This is a genomic window from Sphaerotilus montanus (assembly GCF_013410775.1).
Classification (GTDB): Bacteria; Pseudomonadota; Gammaproteobacteria; order Burkholderiales; family Burkholderiaceae_C; genus Sphaerotilus; species Sphaerotilus montanus.
The window spans coordinates 1,847,772-1,872,665 of the sequence record NZ_JACCFH010000001.1; the positions used below are offsets into that span (position 1 = coordinate 1,847,772).

The window sequence follows — 24,894 nt, forward strand, 5'->3', positions numbered from 1 at the left end:
CGTCGGCTGCACTACGGCTTCGCCCGCCGCAGCCCCTCTGCCTGCCGCTCGTAGTCTTCGCGCGACCGGGTCATGTCGGCCAGACAGCGCGAGCGGTCCATCTGGTCCTGCAGCTTCATGCAGTGGTCGCGTTGCCAGGCCTGGCCGATGTTCCAGAACTGGTCGGTGCTGCAGGCGGTCAGCAGGGGCAGGGCGCAGAGGGCGAATGTGGCGAGGCGCATGGTGGGGTGAGGGTGTTGGTGGGTGGCTCAAAGGCCGGGGGCGGCGTCGACCAGAAACCGCTCTGCCAGCAGTGCCCAGTACGCCGCGCCGACCCCGATGTTGTCGTCATGGAAATCGTAGCCGGGGTGGTGGACCATGCAGCCGCCCGCCCCGTCGCCATTGCCGATCAGCAGGTAGCTGCCGGGGCAGTGTTCCAGCATCACGGCGAAGTCCTCGCTGCCGTTGAGCGCGGGGCCGTTCAGCGTGACGTGGTCCGGGCCGAGCAGCTCCAGCGCCACGCGGCGGGCGAAGTCGGTTTCGGCCAGGGTGTTGACCAGCACCGGGTAGTCGCGCTTGTAGTCCACCTCGGCGCGCACGCCGAAGCTTTCCGCCTGCGCCACTGCCAGCGCGCGGATGCGCCGCTCCAGCAGGTCGCGCACGCCGGGGTCGAGCGAGCGCACGCTCAGCTCCAGCGTCGCCCGGTCCGGGATCACGTTGCTGGCGCGGCCGGCGTGCAGCGCACCGACGGTGACCACCGCCATCTGCTGCGGATCGACGTTGCGCGAGACGACGGTCTGCAGCGCCATCACCAGACTGGCCGCGGCGACGACCGGGTCGGTGGCGAGCTGCGGCGCCGCGCCGTGGCCGCCCGTGGCGTGCAGCGTGATCGTCACGTCGTCGCTGGAGGCCAGCGCCGCGCCGTCGCGCAGCACGAGCCGGCCCTGCGGGATGCCGGGCATGTTGTGCATCGCGAAGACGGCGTCGCAGGGGAAACGCGCGAACAGGCCCTGCTCGATCATCAGCTTTGCGCCGCCGGGGTATTCCTCGGCGGGCTGGAAGACCAGGTTCAGCGTGCCGGAGAAGTCGACGTGGTGCGCGAGGTGGTGCGCCGCGGCGAGCAGCATCGCCGTGTGGCCATCGTGGCCGCAGGCGTGCATGACGCCGTCGTGCGCGCTGGCCCACGGCTTGCCGCTGGTTTCCTGGATCGGCAGCGCGTCCATGTCGGCACGCAGGCCGAGCCGGCGCGGGCCGCTGCCGCGCGTCAGCTGGCCGACGACGCCGGTGGTCGCCAGCCCGCGGTGCACGGTGTAGCCCCAGGCTTCCAGCCGCTCGGCGACGATCTGCGCGGTGCGGTGTTCGGACAGGCCGAGTTCGGGGTGGCGGTGCAGGTCGCGGCGCAGCGCGATGAACGCGTCGGCCTGCGCCTGCAGTGCGGTGAGCATGGGGTGCGCGGTCATCGGCATGGGCGAAGGCATGGGCATGGTCCTGTGGGGTGGTGCAGCAATGTGGCAGCGGAGGCTGTCATTTCGGCAGGGTTGGCAGCGAAACGCGGCAGTTCATGCGCTTCCGCCTGACGCCGACCTTCGGGAGACTCTACCCAAGCCCAGCACTCCCGGAGACGTCCATGGACACCCGCACCGGCCTGCCCACCGTGACGGCCGACAAGACCAACGCCACCATCCTGACGCCCGACCTGATCGCGCCGGGCATGCACCTGAACGCCGGTCGTCAATCCACCGCACGGGGGATGCGGCGAGGGCGGGAGAACCCTAGTCTGCAGGCACGGAACCTGTGGAACGGCGCAGCGCGGGGCTGCCACCGACCGGGTCCGGCCTCCTGATCGGAGCCTCTCATGCACTGCACTCCCAAGCTCAAGCCCATGCACCTGGCCGGCATCGCGCTGGCCCTGCTGAGCACCTTCGGCACCGCGCCGGCCCACGCGGGCGAGGTCTATGCCAATCTCGGCCTGCCGGGCATCGGCCTGGGCTATGCCCACCCGATCGACAGCCACTTCACCGTGCGGGGCGATTTCATGACCATGGGCAGCCGCCAGAAGGACACCACCGAGGACGGCATCGCCTACACCGGCCGCTACAAGCTGCAGCGGGTGGCGCTGTTCGGCGACTGGTTCCCCTTCGAGGGCAGCTTCCGCCTGACCGGCGGACTGAGTTCGAACAACTACCGGATCTCGCTGGATGCGTCCGGCGCTGGCGGCTCGCTGACCATCGGCGACCGCACCTACAACACCTCTCCCGGGGACGGCCTGAACGTCGAGATCAAGTTCCCCGCGGTCACGCCTTACCTGGGCATCGGCTGGGGCCACCAGACCAGCAGCGGCTGGCGCATGGCGGCCGACATCGGCGCCCTGATCGGCAAGGCCAAGGTCACCGCCACGGCGCGTGGCGCGCTGGCGAACGAGGCCGACATCCAGGCCAACATCGACAAGGAACTGGCCGAGCTGCGCGACGGCGTCGGCAAGATCCGCGCGATCCCGCAGCTCTCTGTCAGCGTCGGCTACAGCTTCTGATCCGCGGTCGCACGCCAGTGCGGTGACGGGCGGGCGGTTGCGCCGGGTCAAGCCTGCCGGGCCGTCCGGGTGCCACGATGGTCCGGTCCCCCTGAACCCGTCCGGAGAAGACCATGACCACCACCCAGAAGCTCGACCTGCCGCGCCGCGCCGCGCTGCGCACCGCCCTGCTGCAGCGCCAGGAGACCCTGCTGGCGTCGATGCACCTGCACACCCAGGGTGCCTCGCGTGTCCAGCATGCCCGTGACGTGCTGGACCAGTCCAGCGACGACGCCCCGGCCCGCGCCGCCGACCGCGAGATCGACCTCGCCTTCACCGACCACGAGCGCCAGGAGCTGGCCGACATCGGGCTGGCGCTGCAGCGCCTGGACCACGATGCCTACGGCGTCTGCATCGACTGCGGCGCCGACATTCCGCTCGCGCGGCTGGAGGTCCGGCCGCAGGCGCTGCGCTGTCTGGCGTGCGAGCAGGTCGCGGAAGGTGCGAACGGGTGAGGCCATGAGCGGCGCGACAATCGCGCCATGAGCACGATCGACACCCCCCTCCACGACCGCGAGACCGGCTCCCGCCGCTCCACGCGCGACACCACCCGCACCGACGACACCCGCATCGACGCCGTGCGCCCGCTGATCACCCCCGCGCTGCTGCACGAGCGGCTGCCGGTGAGCGAGCCTGCGCAGGCGCTGGTGGAGCAGGTGCGCGGCGAGATCGCCGACGTGCTGCATGGCCGCGATGACCGGCTGGTGGTCGTCGTCGGGCCGTGCTCGATCCACGACCACGCGCAGGCGATGGAATACGCCGCGCGCCTGAAGCCGCTGGCCGACGAGCTGCGCGGCGAGCTGGTCACCGTGATGCGCGTGTACTTCGAGAAGCCGCGCACGACGGTCGGCTGGAAGGGCTACATCAACGACCCGCACCTGGACGGCAGCTTCGCCATCAACGAGGGGCTGGAGCGGGCCCGCGCGCTGCTGATCGACATCCTCGGCCTGGGCCTGACGGCGGGCAGCGAGTTCCTCGACCTGCTCAGCCCGCAGTACATCGCCGAGCTGATCTCGTGGGGGGCGATCGGCGCGCGCACCACCGAGAGCCAGAGCCACCGCCAGCTCGCCTCGGGCCTGAGCTGCCCGGTCGGGTTCAAGAACGGCACCGATGGCGGCGTGCGCGTGGCGACCGACGCGATCCTGGCCGCGAGCGCGCCGCACGCCTTCATGGGCATGACCAAGATGGGCGTGGCCGCCGTGTTCGAGACGACGGGCAACGCCGATTGCCACGTCATCCTGCGCGGCGGCAAGGCGCCGAACTACAGCGCGGCGGACGTGGACGCGGCCTGCGCGATGCTGCGCGGCGCGGGCCTGCGCGAACAGGTGATGGTCGACCTGTCCCACGCCAACAGCAGCAAGCAGCACCGCCGCCAGATCGAGGTCGCCGAGGACATCGCCGGCCAGATCGCGGGCGGCGAGCAGCGCATCACGGGCGTGATGATCGAGAGCCACCTGGAGGAAGGGCGGCAGGATCTGCGGCCGGGCGAGCCGCTGCGGCACGGGGTGTCGATCACGGATGCGTGCATCAGCTTTGCGCAGACGGAGCCGGTGTTGAGAAGGCTGGCGGAGGCGGTGCGGGCGCGGCGGGAGCGCAGCGCGGCCTGATCCCTACCCCCACCACCACCCCACCCCGTCATCCTCGCGAACGCGAGGATCCACCCCAGCCAACGACCTGTCTCTCGGCGCGTAGGTGCCCGCCTTCGCGGGCATGACGGGGTGGGGTCATGTCGGGTCATCCGCCTTGCCCGCCACGGCGGACCGGATCCGCGAGCGCGACCGTCGCCGCTGCATCGCAGCCTGGATGTCGCGCTCCAAGGCCCCGCGGTCGTGCTGCGGCGCAGCCAGCTCGCCCAGCGCCTCGGCCCGGCCCATCAGCCACAGCGCCGTGGCGACGATGCCCAGGCCGACGCCCGGATCGCCCTGCTCCAGCCGGATCAACGTCGGCACCGACACGCCCAGCCGCTGTGCCCAGGCCCGCTGCGACTCCCCGCGCCGCACGCGCGCCAGCGCCAGATCTTCGCCGAGCTGGCGCAAGGAACGCTCGACGACCGGCGGCAGCATGGACAGGGCTTCGGGGGATTTTGGCATCGCATAATTTTGATCTTTTATGGGTAAATGATCAAATCTATGTGATCTAAATGTATTGGCAGGATGCAATACGGTAAAACGCGGGCAAGCCGACCCGGGTACCATCACAGGCCTGCCCGCTCGCGCCCTCCCCGGTCGCACCCCCCATGCAGTCCTCCCTCTTCCGCCACGCCCTCGTGCTCGGCCTGGTCTCCGCGATCGGCCCGTTCGCGATCGACATGTACCTGCCGGCGCTGCCCGAGATCGGCCACAGCCTGAGCGCCGACATCGCCCAGGTGCAGCTCAGCCTGACGGTGTTCTTCCTGGCGCTCGGCCTGTGCCAGTTGCTCTACGGCCCGCTGTCGGACCACTTCGGGCGCAAGCCGCCGCTGTACTTCGGGTTGGCGCTGTTCGTCGCCGGCAGCATCGGCTGCGCACTCGCACCAGACATCGAGACGCTGATCGTGCTGCGCTTCATCGCCGGCGTTGGCGCCTGCGCGGGCACGGTGATCCCGCGCGCCGTCGTGCGCGACCTGCACACCGGCGTGGAGGCGACGAAGCTCACCTCGATGCTGATGCTCGTGTTCAGCGTCTCGCCGATCCTGGCGCCGCTGGCGGGCAGTCTGGTGATCTCGGTGGCGAGCTGGCGCTGGATCTTCTGGACCGTGTCGGCGCTGGGCGTGCTCGGCATCGCGCTGCTGGCGTCGCAACTGGAGGAAAGCCGCCCCGCCGCCTCGCGCACCGCCTCGACGCTCGGCGGCGTGCTGGCGACGTACTGGACGCTGCTGCGCGACCGGCACTTCATGGCGCTGACGCTGATCGGCGCGTTTGGCATGTCGGCCTTCTTCGCCTACCTCGGCAACTCGTCGTTCCTGCTGATCGACCACTACGGCGTGACGCCGATGCAGTACGGCTTCTTCTTCTCGATCAACGCCGCCGCCTTCATCGGTATCGCGCAGTTCAACGGCCGGCTCTGCGCCCGCTACGGGCTGGTGCGCGTGGTGGAGGCGGGTGTCGCCGGCTTCGCATCAATCGCGCTGCTGCTGTGGGCGCTGTTCGCGTTCGGGGTGGACCGGCTGGACGTGCTCAGCGTGCTGGTGTTCTGCAGCTTCGGCTTTCTGGGGCTGGTGGTGCCGACCACGGCCGTGCTGGCGCTGGACACCCACGGCGAGATCGCCGGCACCGCGTCCGCCTTGCTCGGCACCACGCAGATGGTCACCGGCGCCGTCGTGATGGGCGTGATCTCGCAGTTCGTCGATGGCAGCCCGATGCCCATGGTCAGCGGCATCGGCGGCTGTGCGCTGATCGCCGGCGTGCTGACCTGGTTCACCTTGGCGAAGGCGGCGCATGCGTCGTCGGCGCCGGCCCATTGACCTTGCACGTCCCGCCATGTCCGACGACCACGAGAACCAGATCCTCATCCCCGAATCGTTCCTCGACCTGCACCGCGACCGCACCCGCAGTCGCCTGCGCACGCCGATCGCCGAGGTCCGCGCCCGCTACGAGGCCTGCGAAGACCTCGCGCAGCAGCTCGTCGCACAGGCGCAGCACATCCACTTCGACCTCGGCGTGTCCGAGGACGAGGTGCTGATGCGCATGGAGGCGGGGCTGCAGACGCCCGACTCCGGCTTCACGCCGGACGAGGCGGTGTGGGTGGCGCGGCGGCTGGCCGAGCTGCTGCAGTGGGACTGAGCGACCCGGCCTGCGCGGCGGGTCTGTAGCCTCAAGGCTCGATCGCCATGCCCCACAGCGCCTGCCCGTTGCCGACGGTGCCGAGCAGCGTGGCACGGCCGGTGGCGAGGTCCAGCACGTGCAGCCGGGTGCGGCCTTGCTGGCGCAGCGCGGCCAGGGCGGTGTTGTCGGTGTCGGTGATGTCGAAGGCGACATCGTCGACCGGCCCGGTGCCCATCGGGCCGACCGTGAACAGCCGGCCGGTGTTGGGCGACACGGCGGGCTGGACCGACTCGGGCGAGCCCTGCGTGACCAGGCTGCCGGTGGCGAGGTCGACCGCGTAGTTGGTCGTGAGCTTGTCGTTCTTCGTGTTGTAGGTGTAGCCCGCCCCGGCGATGCGCGGGGTGCCGGCTGGCCACTGCAGCGGCGGATCGGTGGCCGCCAGCGCGCCCGTGTCCGGGTGCAGGCGCAGGTTCTGGCCCGACTCGGTGACGACCCGCACGCGGTCGGCGACCGGGTTGAAGTCGAAGCCGGTGCGGCCGGCCTGTTTCAGCGCAGGCACGGCCGCGCCGACCGGCCGCAGTTGCCCGGTGACGGTGTCGAGCGTGCAGAGCTGCCCGCCCGAGGTCAGCGCGTACAGCACGCCCTTCGCCACGCGGTAGTCGATGCCGACCAGCTGCTCGCCCGGCGCCAGGCCCTGGAGCGGCAGGCGTTGCAGCACCTTCTGCGGCTGGCCTGCGTTGAAGCGGAGCAGTTCGGCCGTGTCGGTCACGGCCCAGAGGGTTTCGCGGCGCGTCTGTGCCGGCGGTTCGGCCGGGGGCAGGGCGCAACCGGCGACGGCCGTCAGGCAGGCCATGGCCAGCAGGTGGCGCATGGGGGAGGGGGGTGGGGTGGAGGTGGGTCTGGACATGCCCGCCTATCGGCACCTCCACGCCTGATCTGAGCGGTTCGGCGTATTTTTTTTCACTGGGCTGCATCCAGTGCACGGGCCGCTGCGTAAGAGACATCACCAACCTCAACCGCAACCTGCTGGAGATGTCCATGAACACCAAGCTCATCCTGTCCGCCGCCGCCGTGGCCCTGCTGTCGGCCTGTGCCAGCTCCGGCCCCATGGCCCCGATGACCATGGCCGCACCGTACAGCCAGATGGCCCTGCCGGACGCCGTCAAGGTGCCGGACGGCCACAAGGTCGCCATGGAAACCGTGGGCGCGGGCGAGATCACCTACGAGTGCCGCGTCAAGGCAGGCACGGCGGACCAGATGGAGTGGCTCTTCGCCGGGCCGGCCGCAGGGCTGAAGGACCGCAGCGGCAAGCTGGTCGGCAGCTATTACGGCCCGCCCGCCACCTGGCAGTCGGCCGATGGCTCGAAGCTGACCGGCACGCAGGTGGCGGTGGCACCGGCCGGCGCGGGCAACATCCCGCACCAGCTCGTCAAGGCCAACCCGGCGATGGGGGCGGGCGCGATGACCGGCGTGAGCTACATCCAGCGCACGGCGACCAAGGGTGGCGTGGCGCCGTCCCAGATCTGCGCGCCGAGCAATGCCGGCCAGCGCATCGTCGTGCAGTACCAGGCCGACTACATCTTCTGGAAGCCGGCCTGATCGTCGACGCTGCGCGGGCTCAGGAGCCGGCTTTTTCCGGCTCGCGCAGGAAGATCTCGACGCGGCGGTTCTTCGCACGGCCTTCGGCGGTGCTGTTGTCCGCCACCGGCTGGTGCTCGCCCTTGCCTTCGATCGAGATGCGCGTGGCCGAGACGCCCTGCGACACCAGGTAGTCGCGCACCGAGGCTGCCCGTTCGACCGACAGCGGGTTGTTGACCGCATCGCTGCCCTGGCTGTCGGTGTGGCCGGTGATCTGCACGCGCATCGTGGCGTCCAGACCCTGCGCGAACCTGGTCAGGATCGGCGCCAGCTCGGGGCGGATGTTCGCGCGGCCCGTGTCGAAGGACAGGTCGCTCGGCACGTTCACCTTGAGCTGGTTGTCGCTGGTGCGGCTCACGTCGATGCCGGTGCCCTGGGTGGCCTGCTCCATCGCGCGCTGCTTGTCTTCCATCTTCTTGGACCACAGGTTGCCCGCGACCGCACCGACCGCGCCGCCGATGACCGCGCCCGAACCGGCCTTGCCGCCGGTGACCTTGCTCAGCACCGCACCGACCGCAGCACCTGCCGCAGCCCCGGTCGCCGTGCCTTTCTGGCGGGCACTCATGTCGGCGCAGCCGCCGAGGAGCAGCGCCGCAGACGCCAGGGCCAGCACCAGGGGACGGGTAGGGGTGAATTGCATCATGGTGGGAAATCTCCGTTGTCGAGGTACACCCAGCGTAGTCTGCCCAGTGCACCGGAATGCACACCATCCATTAAGACAGTGTCCGGATGTATTGAACGTTTGAAAGCGGTGTGTCGATGACGCCGCCCAGGTGACGAGCGGTACCTGTGCGTGTGTGGCTGTATCGGCAGGGCATCCGGGGCGACAATCGCGGCTGCCCCCTGATCACGAAGACGACGGACCACTGCCTTGAACCCGACCCCCCTGTTCCTGCCCTGCGCCGCTGGCGTCGAGCCCCTGCTGGCCGACGAAGTGCGCGCCATCCTGACTGCAGCCGGTGCGCCGCGCGCGGCCGAGTCGGTGCAGCTCGGCCGCGGCGGCATCTCGCTGATCGGCAGTGTCCACACCGCGATGCGCCTCAACCTGGAGAGCCGGCTGGCGCCGCGGGTGCTGTGGCAGGTCGCCGAAGGCCGCTACCGCGACGAGGAGGACCTCTACGACATCGCCCGCACGGTGCCGTGGACCGACTGGATCACGCCGCGCCAGACGCTGCGCGTGGACACCTCGGCCGTGCGCTCGCCGCTGCAGAGCCTGCACTTCGCCTCGCTGCGCATCAAGGACGCGATCTGCGACGTGATGCGCGAGCAGACCGGCGAGCGCCCGGACGTCGACCCGCGCTTTGCTGACCTGTCGGTGCAGCTGCACGTGGGCGAGGACTACGCGCAGATCTACGTCGACCTGAGCGGCGAGGCGCTGTTCAAGCGCGGCTGGCGCGAGGTGCAGGGCGAGGCGCCGCTGAAGGAAACGCTGGCTGCCGCGATGCTGGCCGCCGCTGGCTGGCACGGCCGCGCCGAGGACGGCGACCTGCTCGACCCCTGCTGCGGCGCGGGCACCATCGCCATCGAGGCCGCGCAGATCGCCTGCGGCATGGCGCCGGGCCTGCAGCGCAGCTTTGCCTTCGAGAAGCTGGCCCCGTTCCGCGCCGAGGTGGTGGCGTGGCAGTCGATGAAGGCCGAGGCACGGTCGCGCATCCATGCGCCGGCGGTTCGGGTCTACGCAGGCGACGTCTCCTTCCGCATGACCGACTTCGCCACCCGCAACGCCGAGCGTGCGGGTGTCGCGCACGCCATCGACTTCAAGACCGTCGATGCCCTGCAGCGCAACGCCCCGACCGCGCGCGGCGTGCTGATGCTCAACCCGCCCTACGGCGAGCGCATCGACGCCAAGGGCACCGGTTCCGCCCCCGGCGGCTACCGCGATTCGCGCGAGACCTTCGAAGGCGGCGGCACCTCGCAGGCCTTCTTCGCGGCGCTCGCCACGCACTGGAAACGCCAGTACGCCGGCTGGACCGCCTGGGTGCTCAGCCCGGACGCCAAGCTGCCGCAGGCGATGCGGCTGAAGGAGTCGCGCCGCGTGCCGATGTGGAACGGGCCGATCGAATGCCGGCTGTTCCGCTTCGATCTGGTGGCGGGGTCGAACCGCAGCGAGCCGCGCGAAGAGCGGGGTTGATGCCATGACACGGGAGCACTACGCCATGGCCTTTGCCCACGAGGTGCTGGTGGGGCTCTTCGTGTGGCTTGTGGGTGGACACCTGTCGGCAGCGGTGGCGGAGCCACGTCTGGGGTTCACGCAGGTCGCACAGGCCGACGGAGGACGGACGACGGTCTTCTATCCGACGGCGGCGGTCGAACAGCCTGTCCGGATCGGACCCTTCCAGCTCTCCTGGGCCGCTGAGGCCGCGCCGACGCAGGGCAACGGACACCTGATCGTCGTCTCGCACGGCTCTGGCGGCTCGCCCTGGGTCCACGCCGATCTGGCCCGGACGCTGGTCAGTCGGGGATTTGTCGTGGCAATGCCCCAGCACCGGGGCGACAACAATCTGGACGACGCCCACCCCGGTCCTGACAGTTGGGCCCTGCGACCGCGCGAGGTCAGTGAAGCGATCGACGCACTGGCCGCGCAGCCCCAGTTCGCTCCTGGGCTGACGCTGGACGCGGTCGGAGTTTTTGGCGGCTCGGCGGGTGGGCACACGGCGCTGTCGCTGGCCGGTGGGCTCTGGTCACCGAGCCGATTCCGCGACCACTGCGAGCGCAATATCGAGGTAGATTTTTCCTCATGCGTCGGCTTCATCACCCTGCTGCGGGGCAACTGGCTCGACCCGATCAAGGTCTGGGTGGCCCGGCAGGTGATCGGCTGGCGCTTCCGCGACGAACGCCTGGAGGGTCACACCGATTCCCGGGTCCGAGCGGTCGTGGCCATGGTGCCGTTTGCCGCTGACTTTCAACCCGAGTCCCTCGCGAATCCGCGGACTGCGCTGGGGCTCGTCATCGCGGCGCGGGATGTCAACCAAGTCCCGGCCTTCCACGCCGAGGCAGTGCGGGCAGCGTGCGCGCCGCGCTGTGACGTGCTCATGCACCTGCCCGAGGCGGGGCACGGGGCCATGCTGTCGCCGCTGCCCCCGTTTCCACCGGGCAGCGTGGCGGACCGGTTGCTAGGGGATCCGCCGTTCTTTGACCGCGGTGCGACCTTGCCGCGGCTGCACGAGCGGATTGCCGACTATTTTGTGGAAAAGTTGGGGCGCTGATCCCCCTCGCTGTTCACCCGTATCCCACCCGCTGGAGCACCTGATGATGACCCTGCTTTCCTCTCGTCGTTCGATCCTGGCGTGTGTCGCTGCCTGGGCCGTGGCCGCCACCGGGCTGACCGCTCTGCCGGCGTTTGCTGACAACGGCAAGCCCATCAAGCTGCTCGTCGGCTTCCCGCCCGGCGGCGGCACCGACGCCATCGCCCGCACGCTGGCCGAGCGACTCAAGGACGAACTCGGCACCACCGTGATTGTCGAGAACAAGCCCGGCGCTGGCGGCCAGCTCGCCGCGCAGGCGCTCAAGACCGCCGCACCGGACGGCACCACCTTCTTCCTCTCGCACGACCACACCATCACCATCCTGCCGCTGGTGGTGAAGACCCCCGGCTTCGACCCGGCCAAGGACTTCGTGCCGGTCGCCGGCTTCGCCACCTTCGTCAATGCGCTGGCCGTCTCGGGCGGCACACCGGCCAAGTCGGTGAACGAGTACGTGAACTGGGTGAAGACGGCCGGTGGCGGCAAGGGCGCGGTGGGCGTGCCGGCGCCGGCCTCGGTGCCGGAGTTCCTCGTCAAGGTGATCGGCGAGAAGTACAAGCTCGACCTGATCTCCGCGCCCTACCGCGGCAGCGCGCCGATGATGACCGACATGCTGGGCAACCAGATCGCCGCGGGTGTCGGCTCGGTTCCGGACTTCATCGAGAACCACAAGGCCGGCAAGATCCGCGTGGTCGCGGTGCTCGGTGGCGCGCGGCAGGCGGCGCTGCCGGACGTGCCGACGTTTGCCGAGCTGGGTCTGGCCGGCTTCGAGGACGTGCCCTACTACGGCGTCTTTGCGCCCGCCGGCACGCCGAAGGAGACGATCGACCGTTTCGGCGCCGCGCTGTCGAAGGTGATCGCCCAGCCCGACGTGCGCGAACGGCTCACCGGCATGGGGTTGGCGGTGGGCTACATGCCGGCCGAGCAGCTGGGCCAGCGCGAGCACGCCTACAAGCAGGTCTGGACGCGCATCATCAAGGCCAGCGGCTTCCAGCCGCAGTAAGCCGCTCCACCACACCGTGGCCGGCCCCGGCGGCCGGTCACTGCAGCATGAAGGTCTCGTACTCCAGCCGGTGCAGCTTGCTCTCCAGCGCAAGCATGGCCACGAACACCGTGATCATCATCGCCAGCGCCACGCCGTAGCCGTAGAACGACGCACCGAGCTGCAGCGTCACCAGCGACAGCCCGACGTTGAGCACCAGCAGCAGCGCCGTCAGCCCGAACACGACGCGCCGCCGGTCGAGGTAGAAGAAGATGTTGAGCAGCCCCAGCAGCACCACCTGCAGGCTGGCGGCCACCACGTCGAGGTAGAGCAGTGGCAGGTACAGGTGCGAGATGCCGAGCCAGTCCAGCACGCGCGGTGCGGCCAGGATCACCAGCAGCACCGTGATGCCCTGGATCTTCAGGATCTCGTACAGCCCCTGCCGGATGGTGAACACCATCTCGTCGCGCAGGCGCTGGATGTTGCCCAGCGAGCCGCCCTCGCGCACGGCGTCGTAGAAGCGCTCGTAGTACTCGACGAAGTCGGTCTCGATGCGCACCAGGAACACCGCCATGCCCGGGATGATCGCCAGGTAGGCGAGGAAGGCCGGGATGTCGTAGATGACCGAGGCGCGCAGCGGGCCGATGATGGGCTGGCTGACTTCCGGCGCGGCCCAGAACACCAGCTTGTCGGCCCAGACGCCCAGGTTGTAGAACAGCCCGACCCAGACCAGCGAGGTGAACATCGCGCCGCGCTTCAGGAAGTCGAAGGCGATCAGCCGCTCGGCCGGCAGTGTGCGCAGCACCATCACCAGCATGCCCGCCAGCAGCACGAACTGCCCGACCACGAAGCCCAGCAGCAGGCCTTCCATGCCCATCCGGCTCAGCAGCAGGGCGCCCGTCACGCTGACGCCGTAGCCCAGGCCGAACAGCGCGACGATGGTCTTGTACTGTTTCATGCCCGACAGGAAGATCGTCGCCAGCCAGATGCCGCTCATCACCACCAGCCCGCTGGCGAAGCTGACACGGTAGAGGTTGGTCTGTCCCGGGAACAGCGTGGCCACCGCCAGCAGCCCGAGCAGGCCCGCGCCGACGATGACGATCAGCAGCGCGCCGAGGAAGTTGGGCGCGATCATCGCCGCGCGTTTCTCGAACAGCCGATCGGCCACCCAGCGCGTGAAGGAGAGCTGGATCGGCCCGGTGAGCACCAGCGACAGCATGATCAGGTAGGTCACCGAGACCTGGAACCGGGTGATCTGGGCGTCCGGAACGGTCAGGAGCTTCTTCGAGAACAGACCGATCACCAGGATGCCCAGGATGGACAGCACCCATGGCCCGGAGCTGATGATGCCCGCGTAGGCGTAGGCCTTGAACAATCCGGCGAAGCTGTCGCGCCGCAGGAGCTTTCTCAGCTCGAAACCGATGCCTGCCACGTCAGGGCCCTTTCATAGACGTCCCGGTAACGACCGAGCATGCGTTCGAGCGAGTAGTAGCGCCGGACCCGCTCCACGCCCGCGTCGCTGGCGCGCTGCCAGGCCGCAGGATCGGACAGCAGTTCGACCGCCGCGCTGGCGAGCGCCTTCGGATCGGCCAGCCCGACCACGCGGCCGGACGGGCCGAGCGCCCGGTCCTCGTCGTCCAGTCCCTCGATGAGCTGGCGGCAGGAGCCGACGTCGGTGCTCACCGCCGGCACGCCCGCGGCGAAGCCTTCGAGCAGCACCAGCGGCAGCGCCTCGCTGATCGACGACAGGACCACCAGCCCCACCTTCGGCAGCAGCTCGGTGAGCTGCTGGAAGCCGAGGAAGCGCACCCGGTCCTGCAGGCCGAGGCTGGCGATCAGCAGCTTGCATTCCTCGGCGTAGGCGGGGTCCTCGTTCTCGGGACCGGCGATCCAGCCTTCGGCCTCGGGCAGCTGGTTGATGACGCTGCGCAGCGCGCGGATGAAGTTCTTGACGTCCTTGATCGGCACCACGCGCCCGATCAGGCAGAGCACGGGCGGCACCTGGGCGGGCCGCAGCGCGCGCAGCGGTGCGAAGCGGGCGATGTCGATGCCGTTGGGGATGGTGCTGGTGCGCTCGCCGGCCGCTCCGTCGGCGACCTGGCGGCGGCGGTTGGCCTCGTAGAGCGCGATGATCTGGTCGCTCGACTCGTAGCAGGCGCGCCCGATGCCCTGGAAGAAGCGGATCCACAGCTCCCGGAAGTAGCTCAGCTCGGTCAGGTCGCGCTGCAGCACCGAGCGGTTGTCGGCGATCCAGCGTGCGCCGAACAGGTCGATCTTGCGCTCCTTGGTGTAGATGCCGTGCTCCGAGAGCACCAGCGAGCGGCCGTGCTTGCGCTTGCACATGGCGCCCAGCAGGCCCGCATAGCCGGTCGAGACGGTGTGGAAGGCCTTCACCGGGATCAGGTGGTCGGCGATGCGCTTCAACTTCCACAGCGGCGCGTGCATGGTGCGCACGGTCCAGAAGTAGTCGACGAAGGACGGGTCGGTGCAGCGCTCCTCGTACTGGGCGCACAGGTGGTCCCAGGCCTGGTCGCCGCGCAGGAAGTGCGCCTCGCCGAGCTGGTCGTCGAAGCGGTCGATCACGGCGCCGAACAGGGCCTGCGGGTCGGTGCCGGCGGGGGTGTTCTCGGGGTCCTGCCAGTGGCGGTGCAGTGCCTTGACGTGGGCGAAGGCGGCCGGGTCGGTGCGCACCGTGCGCTGGGCGGGACGGTCTTCGGCGTCGAAGAGGTAGTGCGCCTCGACGTGGACCAGATTGGGCGGGAGCTGGTAGCGGATCGGGCCGTAGTCCTCGGGCCGCGAGCCGAGGAACACCACCGCGAAGGTCAGGTCGGGGAAGCCCGTGATGATCTGGTGCACCCAGCTCGACACACCGCCCGAGATGTAGGGATAGGTGCCTTCGAGCAGCAGTGCGATGTCGGCCGATTCGGCACGGGGCAATTCAGTCAAGTCCGCTCTCCTGCGGTTTGCCAGTAGCGCACCAGCGCGGCCATGCGCGGGGTCACGGTCAGCGGGTCGATGCGGTGCATCAGGGCCCGCACGCTGCGCCAGTCGCCGCGGCGGTAGGCCATCTCGGCGAGGTAGGGCAGCACGCGGTTGTCGGGCAGGCCGTCCTCGGTGGCACGGATCAGGTCGTCGCAGGCGCGGTCGATGTCGCCCTGCTCCAGGTGCATGCGCGCCAGCAGCTGGCGCAGGCCGCCGTTGCCCGGGTCGAGCGCGATGGCGGCCTGCGCGTGTTCGATGGCGCGGGCCAGCGTGTGCTCGCGCACGTCGCCCTGCACCAGCGACTGGTAGACCAGCTCGAAGTTCAGCTCCGCCAGATGCCGCAGCACCTCGATGCGGCTGGCGCTGTGGCGGTGCGGCTCGGTGGTGAGCTGCTCCAGCAGCGCGGCCTGTTCGGAGATGCGGGTGCGCAGCGCCTTTTCCTGCGTGTCGAGCAGGCCGTAGGCGACCAGGCGCAGGTCCTCCACCGGGTCGCTCAGCAGCTTGCGCAGCAGGTCGCCGGCGATGCGCGCGGGCTTGCTGGCGATGGCGTTGAGGGCGCGGGTGCGCAGCGTGGCGGCGGCGTGCACGTCGGTGAGCAGCTGCCGGATGCTCAGGCCGCGGAACAGCCGCGGCGGGTCGCGCACCGAGAGCAGGAACTCCGGCGGCGCGGCCAGCCGGAAGTGGGTGTCGCGTTCGCGCACCGGCAGCATCCGCATCACGACCACCGCCAGCAGCAGCGCCACCAGCCCCAGGAAGGGGATGAAGAACGCCAGGCTGAACAGCAGCGCCAGCACCGCCAGCGGCGGCTGGCGCAGCCGCCCGGGCAGCAGCGGCAGCAGTGCCAGGGCCAGCACCGCACAGGCCAGCGCATGCACGGCGAGGTAGGCGCCCAGTTGCAGGACATCGCGCTCGCCGGTCCACAGCAGCAGTGCTGCGCCGGCCTCCAGCGCCAGTGCGAGCAGGAACTGCAGCGGGTTCATGCGCTGGTGCCTCCGAGCACGCCCACCAGCGCGGGTGCCAGTGGCGCCTGGCCGAGTGTCATCACGCGGTACTGGATGCCGAGCGTGGCCAGATCGGCCTGGTGCGGCGCCAGCCCCTGGCGCTCGGCCACGTAGGTGGCCAGGCTGTGCAGATAGCCATCGACCGCGGTGCGGCCGACCAGCGGCATCAGCGTGACCAGCCGTTCGCGGCCGTCCTCCAGCGCGTAAGGCCAGACGACATCGGGCGAGCGGGCACGGCGCTCGGCCAGCCGGCGCTGGCTGGCGGCGTGTTCGGTGTCCCCGAAGGTCAGCACCACCACCTGGCTGGGCAGCTTGAACTCGCAGGCGATGCGGTCAAGCCGACTGGCCTCTTCGGCGAACTCGACCGGGCAGTTCGGCAGGTGGGCGAGCAGGCCCGGGACCTCGTCGCTGACCAGCGCGGCGTCCGAGAACGACGAGCACAGCACGGCCATCAGCTCCAGCGCCTCGTCGTGCAGCGCGAGGAAGGGCATGCGGCTCACCACCAGCAGTGCCTGCTCGCGGTGCGTGCCGAGCACCAGCGGTGCGGCGACGAGGTGGCTGGTGGCCGCCTCGTGCACCGGGAAGCCGGCCTGCACATGGGCCAGGCGGCGCTGGTCGAGCGCGTACTGGACCAGCGGATCGGTCAGCTGCACCGGCACCGGCTGGCCGACGCTGGCCAGCGTCGTGCCGTGGCCGGCGCCGGGCGTGAGCGTGAGGACCTGGGCGCTCTCGATCTGGCAGTGCACGCCGAGGAAGTCGAGGAAGGCCTTGGCCGCGGCCGGCGCGGCGAGCTGGCCGGCCAGCGAGCGCGCGCGCATGTCGCCGAGCGCCTGGCGCAGCGTCGAGGGCTGCAGCAGCAGGTCCTGCTCCAGCACGTCGTGCGAGCGCTGGACCATGAACAGGCGGTTGGTGACGCGCTCGATGCGGTCTTCGAGGTAGGCGTTGGCCTGCGACAGCCGGCGGATGCGCGAGCGCCACAGGCCGCTGAATTCGCCGCAGACCATGGTCAGCAGCAGGCCGCCGAGGAAGTAGAGCACCGGGAAGGCCGCGGACGGGTCCGTTCCCTGCAGCAGCCGCCAGGCCACCAGCACCATCAGCATCGAACCCAGGCCCGCCAGCACGCCATAGCGCAGCGCGACCAGGATCGGCGCGAACCAGGTCCACGGAATCGGCGCGCGGGTGAACAGCGGATCGTCGGGCGAGACCCAGCGTCCGATCGCGACGAGGCCCAGCGTCATCACCACCACTTCGAGCGCGGCCCAGCCCAGCTTGGCGCGGGGGGACGCGAGCGCGTGCAGCCCGTCCCGGGCGGTCGCGTCGGCCGTGAACTTGGAAACCAGCATGGCGGACCCCGGATCTCAGCGCAGCGAGAGGTCGCCGAGCAGGTCGCGCATGAGCTTCTGGCCCACGGCGGACAGGGCTTCGCGGCTCCAGCCGGACCTGGCGCCGGTGGCCGTCCAGACCACGCTGCCCGAGCCGAGGTCGATGACCTGCAGCACCAGGCCGACGGCCGGCTCGCCGTCCACGCCGACCTTGTAGCGCCACTCGTCCACCGCGCCGGTCACCGCGTAGCGGATGCCCTGCTCGGCGGCCCAGCGCTGGGCGTCCTGCTGCACCTTGCGGTCGGGCAGGTCGCCCATCAGGTCACCGGCCTGCAGGGCCGGCGGACGCACCAGCGTTTGCAGGCCGCGCTGGCGCAGCAGCGATTCGAGGATCACCTCGGCGCGCAGGCCGGCCTGCGGCGTCTCGGTGTGGTTGGCGATGGGCAGGATGACCCACTTGGCGCCCGCGTCGAGCTGGACCGGCGTGCGGGTCTTGTCCATCACGGAGCAGCCGGTGGCGGCGATGGCCAGCAGCAGCAGGGCCAGGCACTTGAAGAGTTTCGGGAGGGGAGTGAACTGGAGCATGGTGGGTTCCTTGGCGGGTTCGCGGGTTCCGGATCAGATCGGGTCAGAACGGGAGGACGTAGCGCAGCCCCAGCGCGCGGGCATCGCTGCCGGTGCCGGACCGCGACGTGCCGAGCTGGAGCAGCAGCAGGTCGCTGCCCAGCAGCCGGCCCGCAACACCGACGGTGGCGCCGTAGCCGGCGCCCAGCCGGCTGTGGTGGGTCAGGCTCAGGTCGAGGAAGGGGCGCCAGGCGCGGGTGTAGCTGTCCCGTGCGGCCAGGCCGGCGCTCAGGCCCACGCCGTGCAGCGCGAAGCTGTCGGGCACGAAGAACGCGGCGTCCGGCTGGCTGCCGTCCGGGGTGAGGCGGGCGGTCCAGCCGGGCAGGGCACTGCCGGTGCGGCGGTAGCGGGTGTAGCTGCCGAAGACGCGCACGCTCAGGTCCGGCGTGGCGCCGCGCAGCACCTGGCCGATTTCCCAGTCCAGCCCGAGCGCCGTGCCCAGGCGCTCGCCGCTCTGCAGGTCCAGTTGCGCGGCCCGCAGCGTGACGCGCACGGGGGTGGTCTGCGTCAGGCGCAGGTCGGCGCCGAGGCGGGCTTCCTGCTGGCGGCCCGCGACGGCGAGTGGTGCCGTGTCGGTGGCGCGGGCGTTGAAGCCGAGGTCGGCGCGCAGCGTCAGGCGCGACACCGGCTGCACGCTGGCCGACAGCGTGCCGGTGGCGAACGAGCGCTCGGCCGATCGCTGGCCCAGCGAGGCTTCCATCTGCAGCGCGCGGTCCGGCTGGAACTGCAGCAGCGCCGACAGCGCCCGGTCCTGCGCGGCGATGAGGCCGAGTTCGGGCGTGCCGGTGCTGCGCGAGAGGCCGGCCCGCTGGCTGGACTGCTCCGCATCGACGCGCAGCCGCATCGTCTCCGACAGCGGCAGCCAGAGGGCCAGCGACTGGCGGTTGGCGTGCACCGCGTCGCGGCCCAGGTCCAGCCCGTACTCGACCCGGCGCGACTGGCGCCACGCGGTGTCGGTGTAGGTCTCGTGCTGGCCATCGTCGTCGCGCAGCTGCAGCTGGGCGATGCGCAGGGCCTGGGCGCGGGCCGTGTGGCCGAGCGCCTGCAGGGCCTCGATGCGCAGGCCCTGCGGCAGGCGGTCGGCGTCCGGGTGGTCAAGCAGCGCGCTGATGTGCGCGAGGTGGCCGTCGTTCAGGGCCAGCATCATCTCGGCCCAGTCCGGCCGGGCGAGGGTGGTGCCGTAGCGGCGCCACAGCCACAGGCGCGCCTGGTCGTGCTGCTCGGTCGAGAGCATCCAGCCCAGCACCAGTTCCAGCGCCGCGGCGCGGTTGGCCGGGGACACGGCCGTGTCGGCCAGCAGGCCGTCCGGGCCGGTGAGCGTGGTGATGGCGCGCAGCTGGCCATCGCCCTGCGTGGTGGCCAGCTGCAGGCGGGCGAGCTGCAGTTGCAGCGACTGGACGAGATCCGGCGGCGCCGCCGCACGCAGCGCCGGATCCAGCAGGCGCTGGCGGGTCAGCACCAGGGCCTGTCGGCGCACCTGTTCGGCCGACCGGACCTTGCCGGCCGCTTCCAGCACGTCGGCATAGCCGGTCAGCCACAGCGGGTCGTTCGGGTGCAGCGGCACCTGGCGACGCCAGAACGGCAGCGCCTGGTTCGGCTGTTCGAGCACCAGGTAGCCGGCCGCGTAGGCCGGGTCGTAGGCCGGATTGGCGATGGCCTGTTCGCGCCAGGTCGACAGCATGCGCTGCAGCTCGCCCTGGGCCCCGGCATCGATCAGCATGAAGAGGTAGGCGATGCGGGTGTCGATGTGGTCGGGCGAGGCCTCCAGCGCGCGGCGCATGTCCGCCAGTGCGGCAGGCATCTCGTGGCGGGCCTGGTGCCACTGCGCGCGCAGCACCCAGAAATACCCGTCCGAGGCCATCGCCTGCTCGGCCGCGGCGTCGAGGCGGCCGAACAGGCGCTCCATCGCCGGCAGGTCGCGTGCGCTCCACCAGAGGTCGAGCGCGGCGGTCAGGTAGGCGGGCTGCTGCAGCTGCACCCAGGCCTTTTCGGCGAACCGGGCAGCGTCCTGCGGATGGCGGGTGCGCAGCAGCTGCAGCAGGCGGTCGGCCTCGATCGGGTCGAGTTCGCCCTGGCGGGTGGTGATCGTCAGGGCCTGCAGCGCCTGTGATTCGATCTGCAGCGTCCAGGCCAGGTTGGCCAGCAGGCGCCAGTAGTCGAGGTCGGTCTCCGCGGCCTTGCCGGCCAGCGGCACCAGCGCTTCGTAGGCCATGGCGTGTTCGCCGCGCACGCCGTGCATCCGCGCCAGCCGCATCGCGCGGGGCACGGTGGCCCCGTCGCGCTGGATCAGCAGGCGCAGCGCGTCGATGGCGGCCGGCAGGTCGCCCATGCGCTCGGCCAGACCGGCCCGGGTGTCCAGCAGTCGGCGGTCGGGCTGGCGGAGGTCGCTGTCGAGCAGCCACTGCATGCCTTCTTCCGGGCGGCCCAGGCGTTCGGTCAGTGCCACGATGCCGAGCGTCTCCTCGATCGTCAGCTTGCGCATCGTGCCGACCTGGATCCAGGTCGACAGCATGACCTCGTCGTCGTTGAGGCTGGGCGCCAGGCGCAGCACCGCCTGCAGCGCCCGGTTCAGGATGGTGCGGTCACCCCCCGGTCCGGCCGTGAGCGTGGCCAGGCTGCGCCAGTGCTCCAGCGCCTCCTCGGGCTTGCCGACCCACTCGCTGACCTGCGCCAGCCGCTCGCGCCAGGCGATGTTGGCCGGCGCCTGCCGGACGGCGGAGGCCGCGACGCGCCAGGCGTCCGACTGGTTGCGGTTGGCCAGGAAGGTCTGGAAGGCGAGCAGGTAGGCGCCATCGTCGAAGGGCAGCCGCGGGTCGCCCGCAGCGGGCGCACCGGCGGCGGAGGCGGCCGGACTGGCGGCCTGCGGCACGGGCTCCGCGGCCTGTGCGGGCGATACCAGCAGATCGACCACGCGGGCGAGCCAGCGCAGCGGCGCGGCCGGGGGCCGCGCGCTCATCTGCAGCAGGCGTCTGGCGTAGCCCTGGGCCTCGGCCGGGCGGTTGGCGGCCAGCGAGAGGCGGGTCAGGTAGTCCAGCAGCGCGCGGTCATTGCCGACAAGCTCGGCGTGGTTCTCGGCGACGGCGAGTGCCTTGTCCAGCAGGTTGCCCGACTGCAGGATGCGCATCGCCTCGCGCAGGTGCATCCGCTGGCGTTCCAGCGTCGGGCTGATCGGCAGTGCGCGCAGGTGCAGCGTGGCCGCACCGGTGTAGTCCTGGGCCCAGAGGGCGGTGCGGACCGCTTCCTCGAACCACGGGGCCCGGTCGCCCTCGCTGTCGAAGCGGATCAGGGCGTGGAAACGCTGGGCCAGGCCGAGCTGCTCCAGCGCGGTGGCCTTGCGGGCGAATTCCAGCAATTGCGGCGTGGTCCAGTCCATCGACAGGCGGGCCTGGAGTGCCTCGATCAGCTGCGTGCGCAGGGCGAGCGCCTCCGGGCTGTCGGGGCGGGCGGCGTTGGCGCGCTGCTCCAGCAGGCGGTAGGTCAGGCGGTACAGGCGCTGGCGGGTGTCCTCGCTGGCGAGGGCCTTGCGCAGCATCGGCTGCAGCGTGGCCTCGGTGCGGTCGGTCTGGCCGAGCGCGAAATGGCGTTCGGCCAGCAGGATGCGCAGCTCGTCGTTGTCCGGCTCGCTCGACAGCAGGTTGGCGAGGTAGCTGACGCTGAGTTCGTCGTTGCGCGGCTCGGCCCGCAGGCGCTCGATCAGCTGCTGGCGCGGGTAGAGCATGGCGAGCAGCACCAGCACCATCGCGGCCACCACGAGCAGGCCGCCCGTGGACAGGATGCGTGCGCGCAGTCCCGTCGCGTCAGGGGCAACCAATCGTGAGCGTTTCTGTTCCATCTTTGTCGCTGGCGTAGTGGAAGAGGCCGTCGGTGCCGCCGGTCGGACTCAGACGCCGCCCGCCCAGGCTGATGGCACAGCCGGCCGGGTGACGGATCGACAGGCGCAGCGGCACATGGCTGTGCAGTTGCAGGCGCGTGCCGGTGGAGGTGCGTTCCATGGACACGACGCGGGCATTGGCGTCGACCAGATGGGCAGAAGGATCAGCGTTCGGGGCGAAGGACACCCAGGCGTCGGAGGCGCTCAGGTGCAGGTACTGCTCCTGCTCGCCCGCGACGAAGCCGGCCAGGCCGAGGCTGCGCCCGACCTGTGGCACGCCCATCGAGCGTGGCGCGCGCAACTCGCGCAGGGCACCGGCGCCGCGCACCAGGAAGCCGTCGTCGCTGCGGGCGATGACGATGCGGTCGTAGTTCATCGCCTTGCGCACGTAGTCCGAGGTGTAGACCGGGTGCAGCGGCTGGGCCAGTGCCCAGCGGTAGACGCGGTGCAGCGCCTCCAGCGAGGCGCGCCGCGAGGCCGAATACGTGTGGTAGTAGATGTTGACCGGCTTCAGGCGGTAGGGCCGCTCGGTGAGCTGGAAGGTCTCGATCACGCGCTCGTAGCCATAGAGCGGGCCGGTGAAGAGGTTGGTGTAGACGTTCTCGTTCTGGTTGGGCGCGTAGACCTGGAAGTAGGGGCCCTTCTGGATGCCCAGCGGCGCCACGTGCGTCATCGAGTTCAGCGCATTGGTGGTCAGCGTCTCGCCGCCGTTGATCGCCAGCACGCCGGACTTGGCCAGCACGGCCAGTGTCTGTTCGCTCGGGTTGGTGTTGCCGCTCCACTGCAGCAGCACCACCGGCTTGCCGGCCGGGGCGAGCCGGGACTGGATGTACTGGATCGAGCCCTGGATCTCGCGCTCCGCGTCGAAGCGGTAGCCGGGCAGGTCGAGCGCGTAGCCCTTGCCGAAGCTGCCCTTCTCGACGTCCCCCCACTGGAAGGGGTGCGAGAAGGTGTGCGAGCCGATCTCGACGTGGGGCAGCGCGAACATGCGCCGCGCGATGCCCTCCATCTCGGCCGACAGCTTCGGGTAGAGGCCGGAGGGCGACGTTTCGCCCTCGATGACCGACATCGCGGTCGGCACCCGGTAGCGCTGCAGCACCTCGCGCAGCAGCACCTCGCTGGCCAGCGGCGCGCGCACCAGATCGCTGCGGTTGGCGAAGCCGTCGCCGTCGATGTGGACCAGCAGCAGCCGCCGGCCGGTTTCGGTGGTCGTGTCGGGCACCGGCATGGCGGGCAGCGCCAGCGCGCGGCGCAGGAAGGCGATCGGGTCGATCACCCAGCGGTAGGCGGCCTCGCCCGCGGTCAGCCGCACCACGTCGTGGCCCGACAGCGCATAGCCGCCCCAGGGCGTGTAGGCCACGGCGTCCATCAACTCGCCGCGGCCATCGCGGGCCTGCAGCAGCAGCTCGGAGCCGGCCGGCGCGGTCAGTGCGGTGAAATTGAGCTTGCCGGGAATCGGCGTGATCTCGAAGCCGATCGCGGGGGTCTTTTTGCTGAAGACGACCGGCGCCACGGGGGCGGTCTCGTTCTGGCTGCGCAGCATCCCGTAGGTGTCGCGCAGCACGGCGGCGTCGCTCAGGCCCGGTTCCCCGAATGCGGCCACCTTGATGCCCGCCGCGATGGCGCCGCGCAGCCACGCGGCCATGGCGGGCCGGGGCCGGTCGACCATGAACAGCGTGACGATCCCCGCGACCTCGCCCGCCCGCACCGGGGGCAGCTCCCGTTCGTCCGGGTTGATGAACTCGGGCACCAGCCCGAGGTAATACGCCGGCGTGCCGATGAAGCGCAGTGCGCCCGAGTAGGTCAGCTCCGCCGCATCGGCGCCGATGGTCGCGTCGTGCAGGACGAGCAGCCGCCGCGGCAGCACCTCGACCGACCCCACGCCCATCGCGTCCAGCTCCGGCGTCGTCACCCAGGGCACGAAGCCGTGCGTGCGGATGCGCCGGGCGGTCTCGCGGGCCAGGGCGCGCTCGGCGGGGGCGACGTAGTCGATGGCCAGCACCGGCAGGCGGTGCTGCGTGCGCACCTCGTCGAGCTTGCCGAGCAGCCAGGCGCGGTCCGGATCGCTGACGGCCCGGTAGCGCATCGTGGCCTGGTCCCAGCCGCGGTAGAGCGACTCGGCGGCGACCATGTCGACGTCCTGCGCCACCTGCGGCAGGATCTCGAAGCCGCGGTTGGTGATCACCTTGGCCTGCGGGAATGCGGCCTTGAGTGCCTTGACCACGCGCACCAGACCGGCCTCCTGTGCAGCGCGTTCCTCGGGCGTCTTCGCCACGAGCTGGTAGGAGTCGAGCGTGTCGAGGAAGAAGCCGCGGTAGCCCTGCTCCCACTGCGGGCGGGCCACATGCTCGACGAACCAGGCCGGCCACTCGGGCGTGCGCTGGTCGATCACCGCGCTGTTCCAGGCCTTGTTGCGGCCCACCAGCCAGGCGGACGGCACCGCATCGTGCTGCGGATGCTGCCGGTTGACTTCGCCCACCGACAGGTAGGCCATGAAGCGGGTGCGCGGGGCCGCCTGCGCCCGTGCAGAGACGTCACCGTGGTGGCCGGGCTCCAGCACGACCCAGTCGAACGCGGACAACTCGTTCCACGGCGGGCTGGCGCCGTAGTGCAGGGCCACGCTGGGACCGGCCACGGCAGCGTGGGCCACAGGAAGACCTGACAGCCACAGACCGGCCACCGCCAGCAGACCGGTGCGCCAGAACTGGCGTAAGCCTGCCGATAGCCACGCTCCCCCCCATCCATGCAAGACTGAGAAGCTCACCGTGCCCAATCCTCCAAGTTTGATATTTCTGTAAAAAGTCAAGGTGATTCTTGGCACCATCCGCTAATGTTGCACAACAAGTGCTACCAAATATTGTTGGCGCATTACGTTTCCTGGGTGGAAAGATCCAATTCAGGTTGGAGCGGACATGAAAAAACCCGCGTGAGCGGGTTCTGG

22 protein-coding genes are annotated in these 24,894 nt (G+C 70.5%); 10 read left to right on the forward strand and 12 right to left on the reverse strand.

Translation table 11 applies throughout. The features are described from left to right. Window positions 1–11: 11 nt before the first annotated feature. Both BDD16_RS08315 and BDD16_RS08320 read right to left on the reverse strand, forming a co-directional pair. The gene (locus tag BDD16_RS08315; RefSeq protein ID WP_179633516.1) at window positions 12–221 is read right to left on the reverse strand and encodes a hypothetical protein; all 210 of its coding nucleotides are present in this window, start codon (window positions 219–221) and stop codon (window positions 12–14) included. 27 nt (window positions 222–248) lie between these two features. Beyond that, on the reverse strand, window positions 249–1,457 hold the full coding sequence (locus BDD16_RS08320; RefSeq protein WP_246332492.1) for a M20 aminoacylase family protein: 1,209 nt from the start codon (window positions 1,455–1,457) through the stop codon (window positions 249–251). Between the two features lie 149 nt (window positions 1,458–1,606). Here BDD16_RS08320 and BDD16_RS08325 point away from each other — a divergent pair, with 149 nt between their 5' ends. From BDD16_RS08325 to BDD16_RS08340, 4 genes are all read left to right on the forward strand, one after another. Next, window positions 1,607–1,822 (forward strand): hypothetical protein, encoded by a 216-nt coding sequence (locus BDD16_RS08325; protein WP_179631889.1) that lies wholly within the window; start codon window positions 1,607–1,609, stop codon window positions 1,820–1,822. Window positions 1,823–1,834: 12 nt separating this feature from the next. Continuing rightward, a complete protein-coding gene (locus tag BDD16_RS08330; protein ID WP_246332493.1) occupies window positions 1,835–2,509 on the forward strand; it encodes a hypothetical protein in 675 nt (224 codons plus the stop codon). A gap of 113 nt (window positions 2,510–2,622) precedes the next feature. Further along, window positions 2,623–3,003, forward strand: coding sequence for a TraR/DksA family transcriptional regulator (locus BDD16_RS08335; protein ID WP_179633517.1), 381 nt, complete (start codon window positions 2,623–2,625; stop codon window positions 3,001–3,003). 27 nt (window positions 3,004–3,030) lie between these two features. Then, a complete protein-coding gene (locus BDD16_RS08340; protein WP_179633518.1) occupies window positions 3,031–4,155 on the forward strand; it encodes a 3-deoxy-7-phosphoheptulonate synthase in 1,125 nt (374 codons plus the stop codon). Window positions 4,156–4,272: 117 nt separating this feature from the next. Here BDD16_RS08340 and BDD16_RS08345 read toward each other — a convergent pair whose 3' ends face one another. Next, window positions 4,273–4,638, reverse strand: coding sequence for a helix-turn-helix domain-containing protein (locus BDD16_RS08345; RefSeq protein WP_179633519.1), 366 nt, complete (start codon window positions 4,636–4,638; stop codon window positions 4,273–4,275). Between the two features lie 146 nt (window positions 4,639–4,784). Between BDD16_RS08345 and BDD16_RS08350 the strand changes: the two genes are divergently transcribed. Both BDD16_RS08350 and BDD16_RS08355 read left to right on the forward strand, forming a co-directional pair. Beyond that, window positions 4,785–5,990, forward strand: coding sequence for a multidrug effflux MFS transporter (locus tag BDD16_RS08350; RefSeq protein WP_179633520.1), 1,206 nt, complete (start codon window positions 4,785–4,787; stop codon window positions 5,988–5,990). A gap of 16 nt (window positions 5,991–6,006) precedes the next feature. Further along, on the forward strand, window positions 6,007–6,309 hold the full coding sequence (locus tag BDD16_RS08355) for a hypothetical protein (RefSeq protein WP_179633521.1): 303 nt from the start codon (window positions 6,007–6,009) through the stop codon (window positions 6,307–6,309). 31 nt (window positions 6,310–6,340) lie between these two features. Here the strand turns inward: BDD16_RS08355 and BDD16_RS08360 are convergent, their stop codons facing one another. Beyond that, window positions 6,341–7,162, reverse strand: a complete 822-nt coding sequence (locus tag BDD16_RS08360) for a DUF4394 domain-containing protein (RefSeq protein ID WP_246332494.1) — start codon at window positions 7,160–7,162, stop codon at window positions 6,341–6,343. Between the two features lie 167 nt (window positions 7,163–7,329). Between BDD16_RS08360 and BDD16_RS08365 the strand changes: the two genes are divergently transcribed. Continuing rightward, window positions 7,330–7,890: a DUF3455 domain-containing protein gene (locus tag BDD16_RS08365; protein WP_179633523.1), complete on the forward strand. Its 561-nt coding sequence runs from the start codon at window positions 7,330–7,332 to the stop codon at window positions 7,888–7,890. Window positions 7,891–7,909: 19 nt separating this feature from the next. Here the strand turns inward: BDD16_RS08365 and BDD16_RS08370 are convergent, their stop codons facing one another. After that, complete coding sequence (locus tag BDD16_RS08370) at window positions 7,910–8,569, reverse strand: YiaD family glycine zipper/OmpA-like lipoprotein (protein WP_179636057.1); 660 nt, start codon at window positions 8,567–8,569, stop codon at window positions 7,910–7,912. A gap of 231 nt (window positions 8,570–8,800) precedes the next feature. On the opposite strand from BDD16_RS08370, the gene BDD16_RS08375 reads away from it, so the two are divergent. The 3 genes from BDD16_RS08375 to BDD16_RS08385 are packed head-to-tail and all read left to right on the forward strand — an operon-like array spanning window position 8,801 to window position 12,174. After that, on the forward strand, window positions 8,801–10,060 hold the full coding sequence (locus BDD16_RS08375; RefSeq protein WP_179633524.1) for a THUMP domain-containing class I SAM-dependent RNA methyltransferase: 1,260 nt from the start codon (window positions 8,801–8,803) through the stop codon (window positions 10,058–10,060). Between the two features lie 25 nt (window positions 10,061–10,085). Further along, window positions 10,086–11,135 (forward strand): alpha/beta hydrolase family protein, encoded by a 1,050-nt coding sequence (locus tag BDD16_RS08380; protein WP_179633525.1) that lies wholly within the window; start codon window positions 10,086–10,088, stop codon window positions 11,133–11,135. A 46-nt stretch (window positions 11,136–11,181) separates the two neighbouring features. Next, window positions 11,182–12,174 (forward strand): Bug family tripartite tricarboxylate transporter substrate binding protein, encoded by a 993-nt coding sequence (locus tag BDD16_RS08385; RefSeq protein WP_179633526.1) that lies wholly within the window; start codon window positions 11,182–11,184, stop codon window positions 12,172–12,174. Window positions 12,175–12,211: 37 nt separating this feature from the next. Here the strand turns inward: BDD16_RS08385 and pelG are convergent, their stop codons facing one another. The 7 genes from pelG to BDD16_RS08420 are packed head-to-tail and all read right to left on the reverse strand — an operon-like array spanning window position 12,212 to window position 24,588. Further along, window positions 12,212–13,585, reverse strand: a complete 1,374-nt coding sequence (gene pelG / locus BDD16_RS08390) for an exopolysaccharide Pel transporter PelG (RefSeq protein WP_179633527.1) — start codon at window positions 13,583–13,585, stop codon at window positions 12,212–12,214. Next, complete coding sequence (gene pelF, locus BDD16_RS08395; RefSeq protein ID WP_179633528.1) at window positions 13,561–15,099, reverse strand: GT4 family glycosyltransferase PelF; 1,539 nt, start codon at window positions 15,097–15,099, stop codon at window positions 13,561–13,563. Before pelF ends, pelG begins: the two co-directional genes overlap by 25 nt. Further along, window positions 15,096–16,115 carry a tetratricopeptide repeat protein gene (locus BDD16_RS08400; protein WP_179633529.1) on the reverse strand — a complete coding sequence of 340 codons (1,020 nt, stop codon included), beginning with the start codon at window positions 16,113–16,115 and terminating at the stop codon, window positions 15,096–15,098. The genes pelF and BDD16_RS08400 overlap by 4 nt, the downstream gene beginning before the upstream one ends. Then, window positions 16,112–17,479, reverse strand: a complete 1,368-nt coding sequence (locus BDD16_RS08405; RefSeq protein ID WP_179633530.1) for a PelD GGDEF domain-containing protein — start codon at window positions 17,477–17,479, stop codon at window positions 16,112–16,114. Before BDD16_RS08405 ends, BDD16_RS08400 begins: the two co-directional genes overlap by 4 nt. Window positions 17,480–17,494: 15 nt before the next feature. After that, window positions 17,495–18,043 carry a penicillin-binding protein activator LpoB gene (locus tag BDD16_RS08410; RefSeq protein WP_179633531.1) on the reverse strand — a complete coding sequence of 183 codons (549 nt, stop codon included), beginning with the start codon at window positions 18,041–18,043 and terminating at the stop codon, window positions 17,495–17,497. Between the two features lie 43 nt (window positions 18,044–18,086). Then, window positions 18,087–21,893, reverse strand: a complete 3,807-nt coding sequence (locus tag BDD16_RS08415) for a tetratricopeptide repeat protein (protein WP_179633532.1) — start codon at window positions 21,891–21,893, stop codon at window positions 18,087–18,089. Continuing rightward, window positions 21,880–24,588 (reverse strand): bifunctional glycoside hydrolase/polysaccharide deacetylase family protein, encoded by a 2,709-nt coding sequence (locus tag BDD16_RS08420; RefSeq protein WP_179633533.1) that lies wholly within the window; start codon window positions 24,586–24,588, stop codon window positions 21,880–21,882. Before BDD16_RS08420 ends, BDD16_RS08415 begins: the two co-directional genes overlap by 14 nt. Window positions 24,589–24,894: the final 306 nt, after the last annotated feature.

What these genes read in the sequence shown, in the direction of transcription:
- BDD16_RS08315 (WP_179633516.1), bottom strand. Translation starts at nt 221, where the DNA reads ATGCGCCTCGCCACATTCGCCCTCTGCGCCCTGCCCCTGCTGACCGCC.
- BDD16_RS08320 (WP_246332492.1), bottom strand. Translation starts at nt 1,457, where the DNA reads ATGCCTTCGCCCATGCCGATGACCGCGCACCCCATGCTCACCGCACTG.
- BDD16_RS08325 (WP_179631889.1), top strand. Translation starts at nt 1,607, where the DNA reads ATGGACACCCGCACCGGCCTGCCCACCGTGACGGCCGACAAGACCAAC.
- BDD16_RS08330 (WP_246332493.1), top strand. Translation starts at nt 1,835, where the DNA reads ATGCACTGCACTCCCAAGCTCAAGCCCATGCACCTGGCCGGCATCGCG.
- BDD16_RS08335 (WP_179633517.1), top strand. Translation starts at nt 2,623, where the DNA reads ATGACCACCACCCAGAAGCTCGACCTGCCGCGCCGCGCCGCGCTGCGC.
- BDD16_RS08340 (WP_179633518.1), top strand. Translation starts at nt 3,031, where the DNA reads ATGAGCACGATCGACACCCCCCTCCACGACCGCGAGACCGGCTCCCGC.
- BDD16_RS08345 (WP_179633519.1), bottom strand. Translation starts at nt 4,638, where the DNA reads ATGCCAAAATCCCCCGAAGCCCTGTCCATGCTGCCGCCGGTCGTCGAG.
- BDD16_RS08350 (WP_179633520.1), top strand. Translation starts at nt 4,785, where the DNA reads ATGCAGTCCTCCCTCTTCCGCCACGCCCTCGTGCTCGGCCTGGTCTCC.
- BDD16_RS08355 (WP_179633521.1), top strand. Translation starts at nt 6,007, where the DNA reads ATGTCCGACGACCACGAGAACCAGATCCTCATCCCCGAATCGTTCCTC.
- BDD16_RS08360 (WP_246332494.1), bottom strand. Translation starts at nt 7,162, where the DNA reads ATGCGCCACCTGCTGGCCATGGCCTGCCTGACGGCCGTCGCCGGTTGC.
- BDD16_RS08365 (WP_179633523.1), top strand. Translation starts at nt 7,330, where the DNA reads ATGAACACCAAGCTCATCCTGTCCGCCGCCGCCGTGGCCCTGCTGTCG.
- BDD16_RS08370 (WP_179636057.1), bottom strand. Translation starts at nt 8,569, where the DNA reads ATGCAATTCACCCCTACCCGTCCCCTGGTGCTGGCCCTGGCGTCTGCG.
- BDD16_RS08380 (WP_179633525.1), top strand. Translation starts at nt 10,086, where the DNA reads ATGGCCTTTGCCCACGAGGTGCTGGTGGGGCTCTTCGTGTGGCTTGTG.
- BDD16_RS08385 (WP_179633526.1), top strand. Translation starts at nt 11,182, where the DNA reads ATGACCCTGCTTTCCTCTCGTCGTTCGATCCTGGCGTGTGTCGCTGCC.
- BDD16_RS08400 (WP_179633529.1), bottom strand. Translation starts at nt 16,115, where the DNA reads ATGAACCCGCTGCAGTTCCTGCTCGCACTGGCGCTGGAGGCCGGCGCA.
- BDD16_RS08405 (WP_179633530.1), bottom strand. Translation starts at nt 17,479, where the DNA reads ATGCTGGTTTCCAAGTTCACGGCCGACGCGACCGCCCGGGACGGGCTG.
- BDD16_RS08410 (WP_179633531.1), bottom strand. Translation starts at nt 18,043, where the DNA reads ATGCTCCAGTTCACTCCCCTCCCGAAACTCTTCAAGTGCCTGGCCCTG.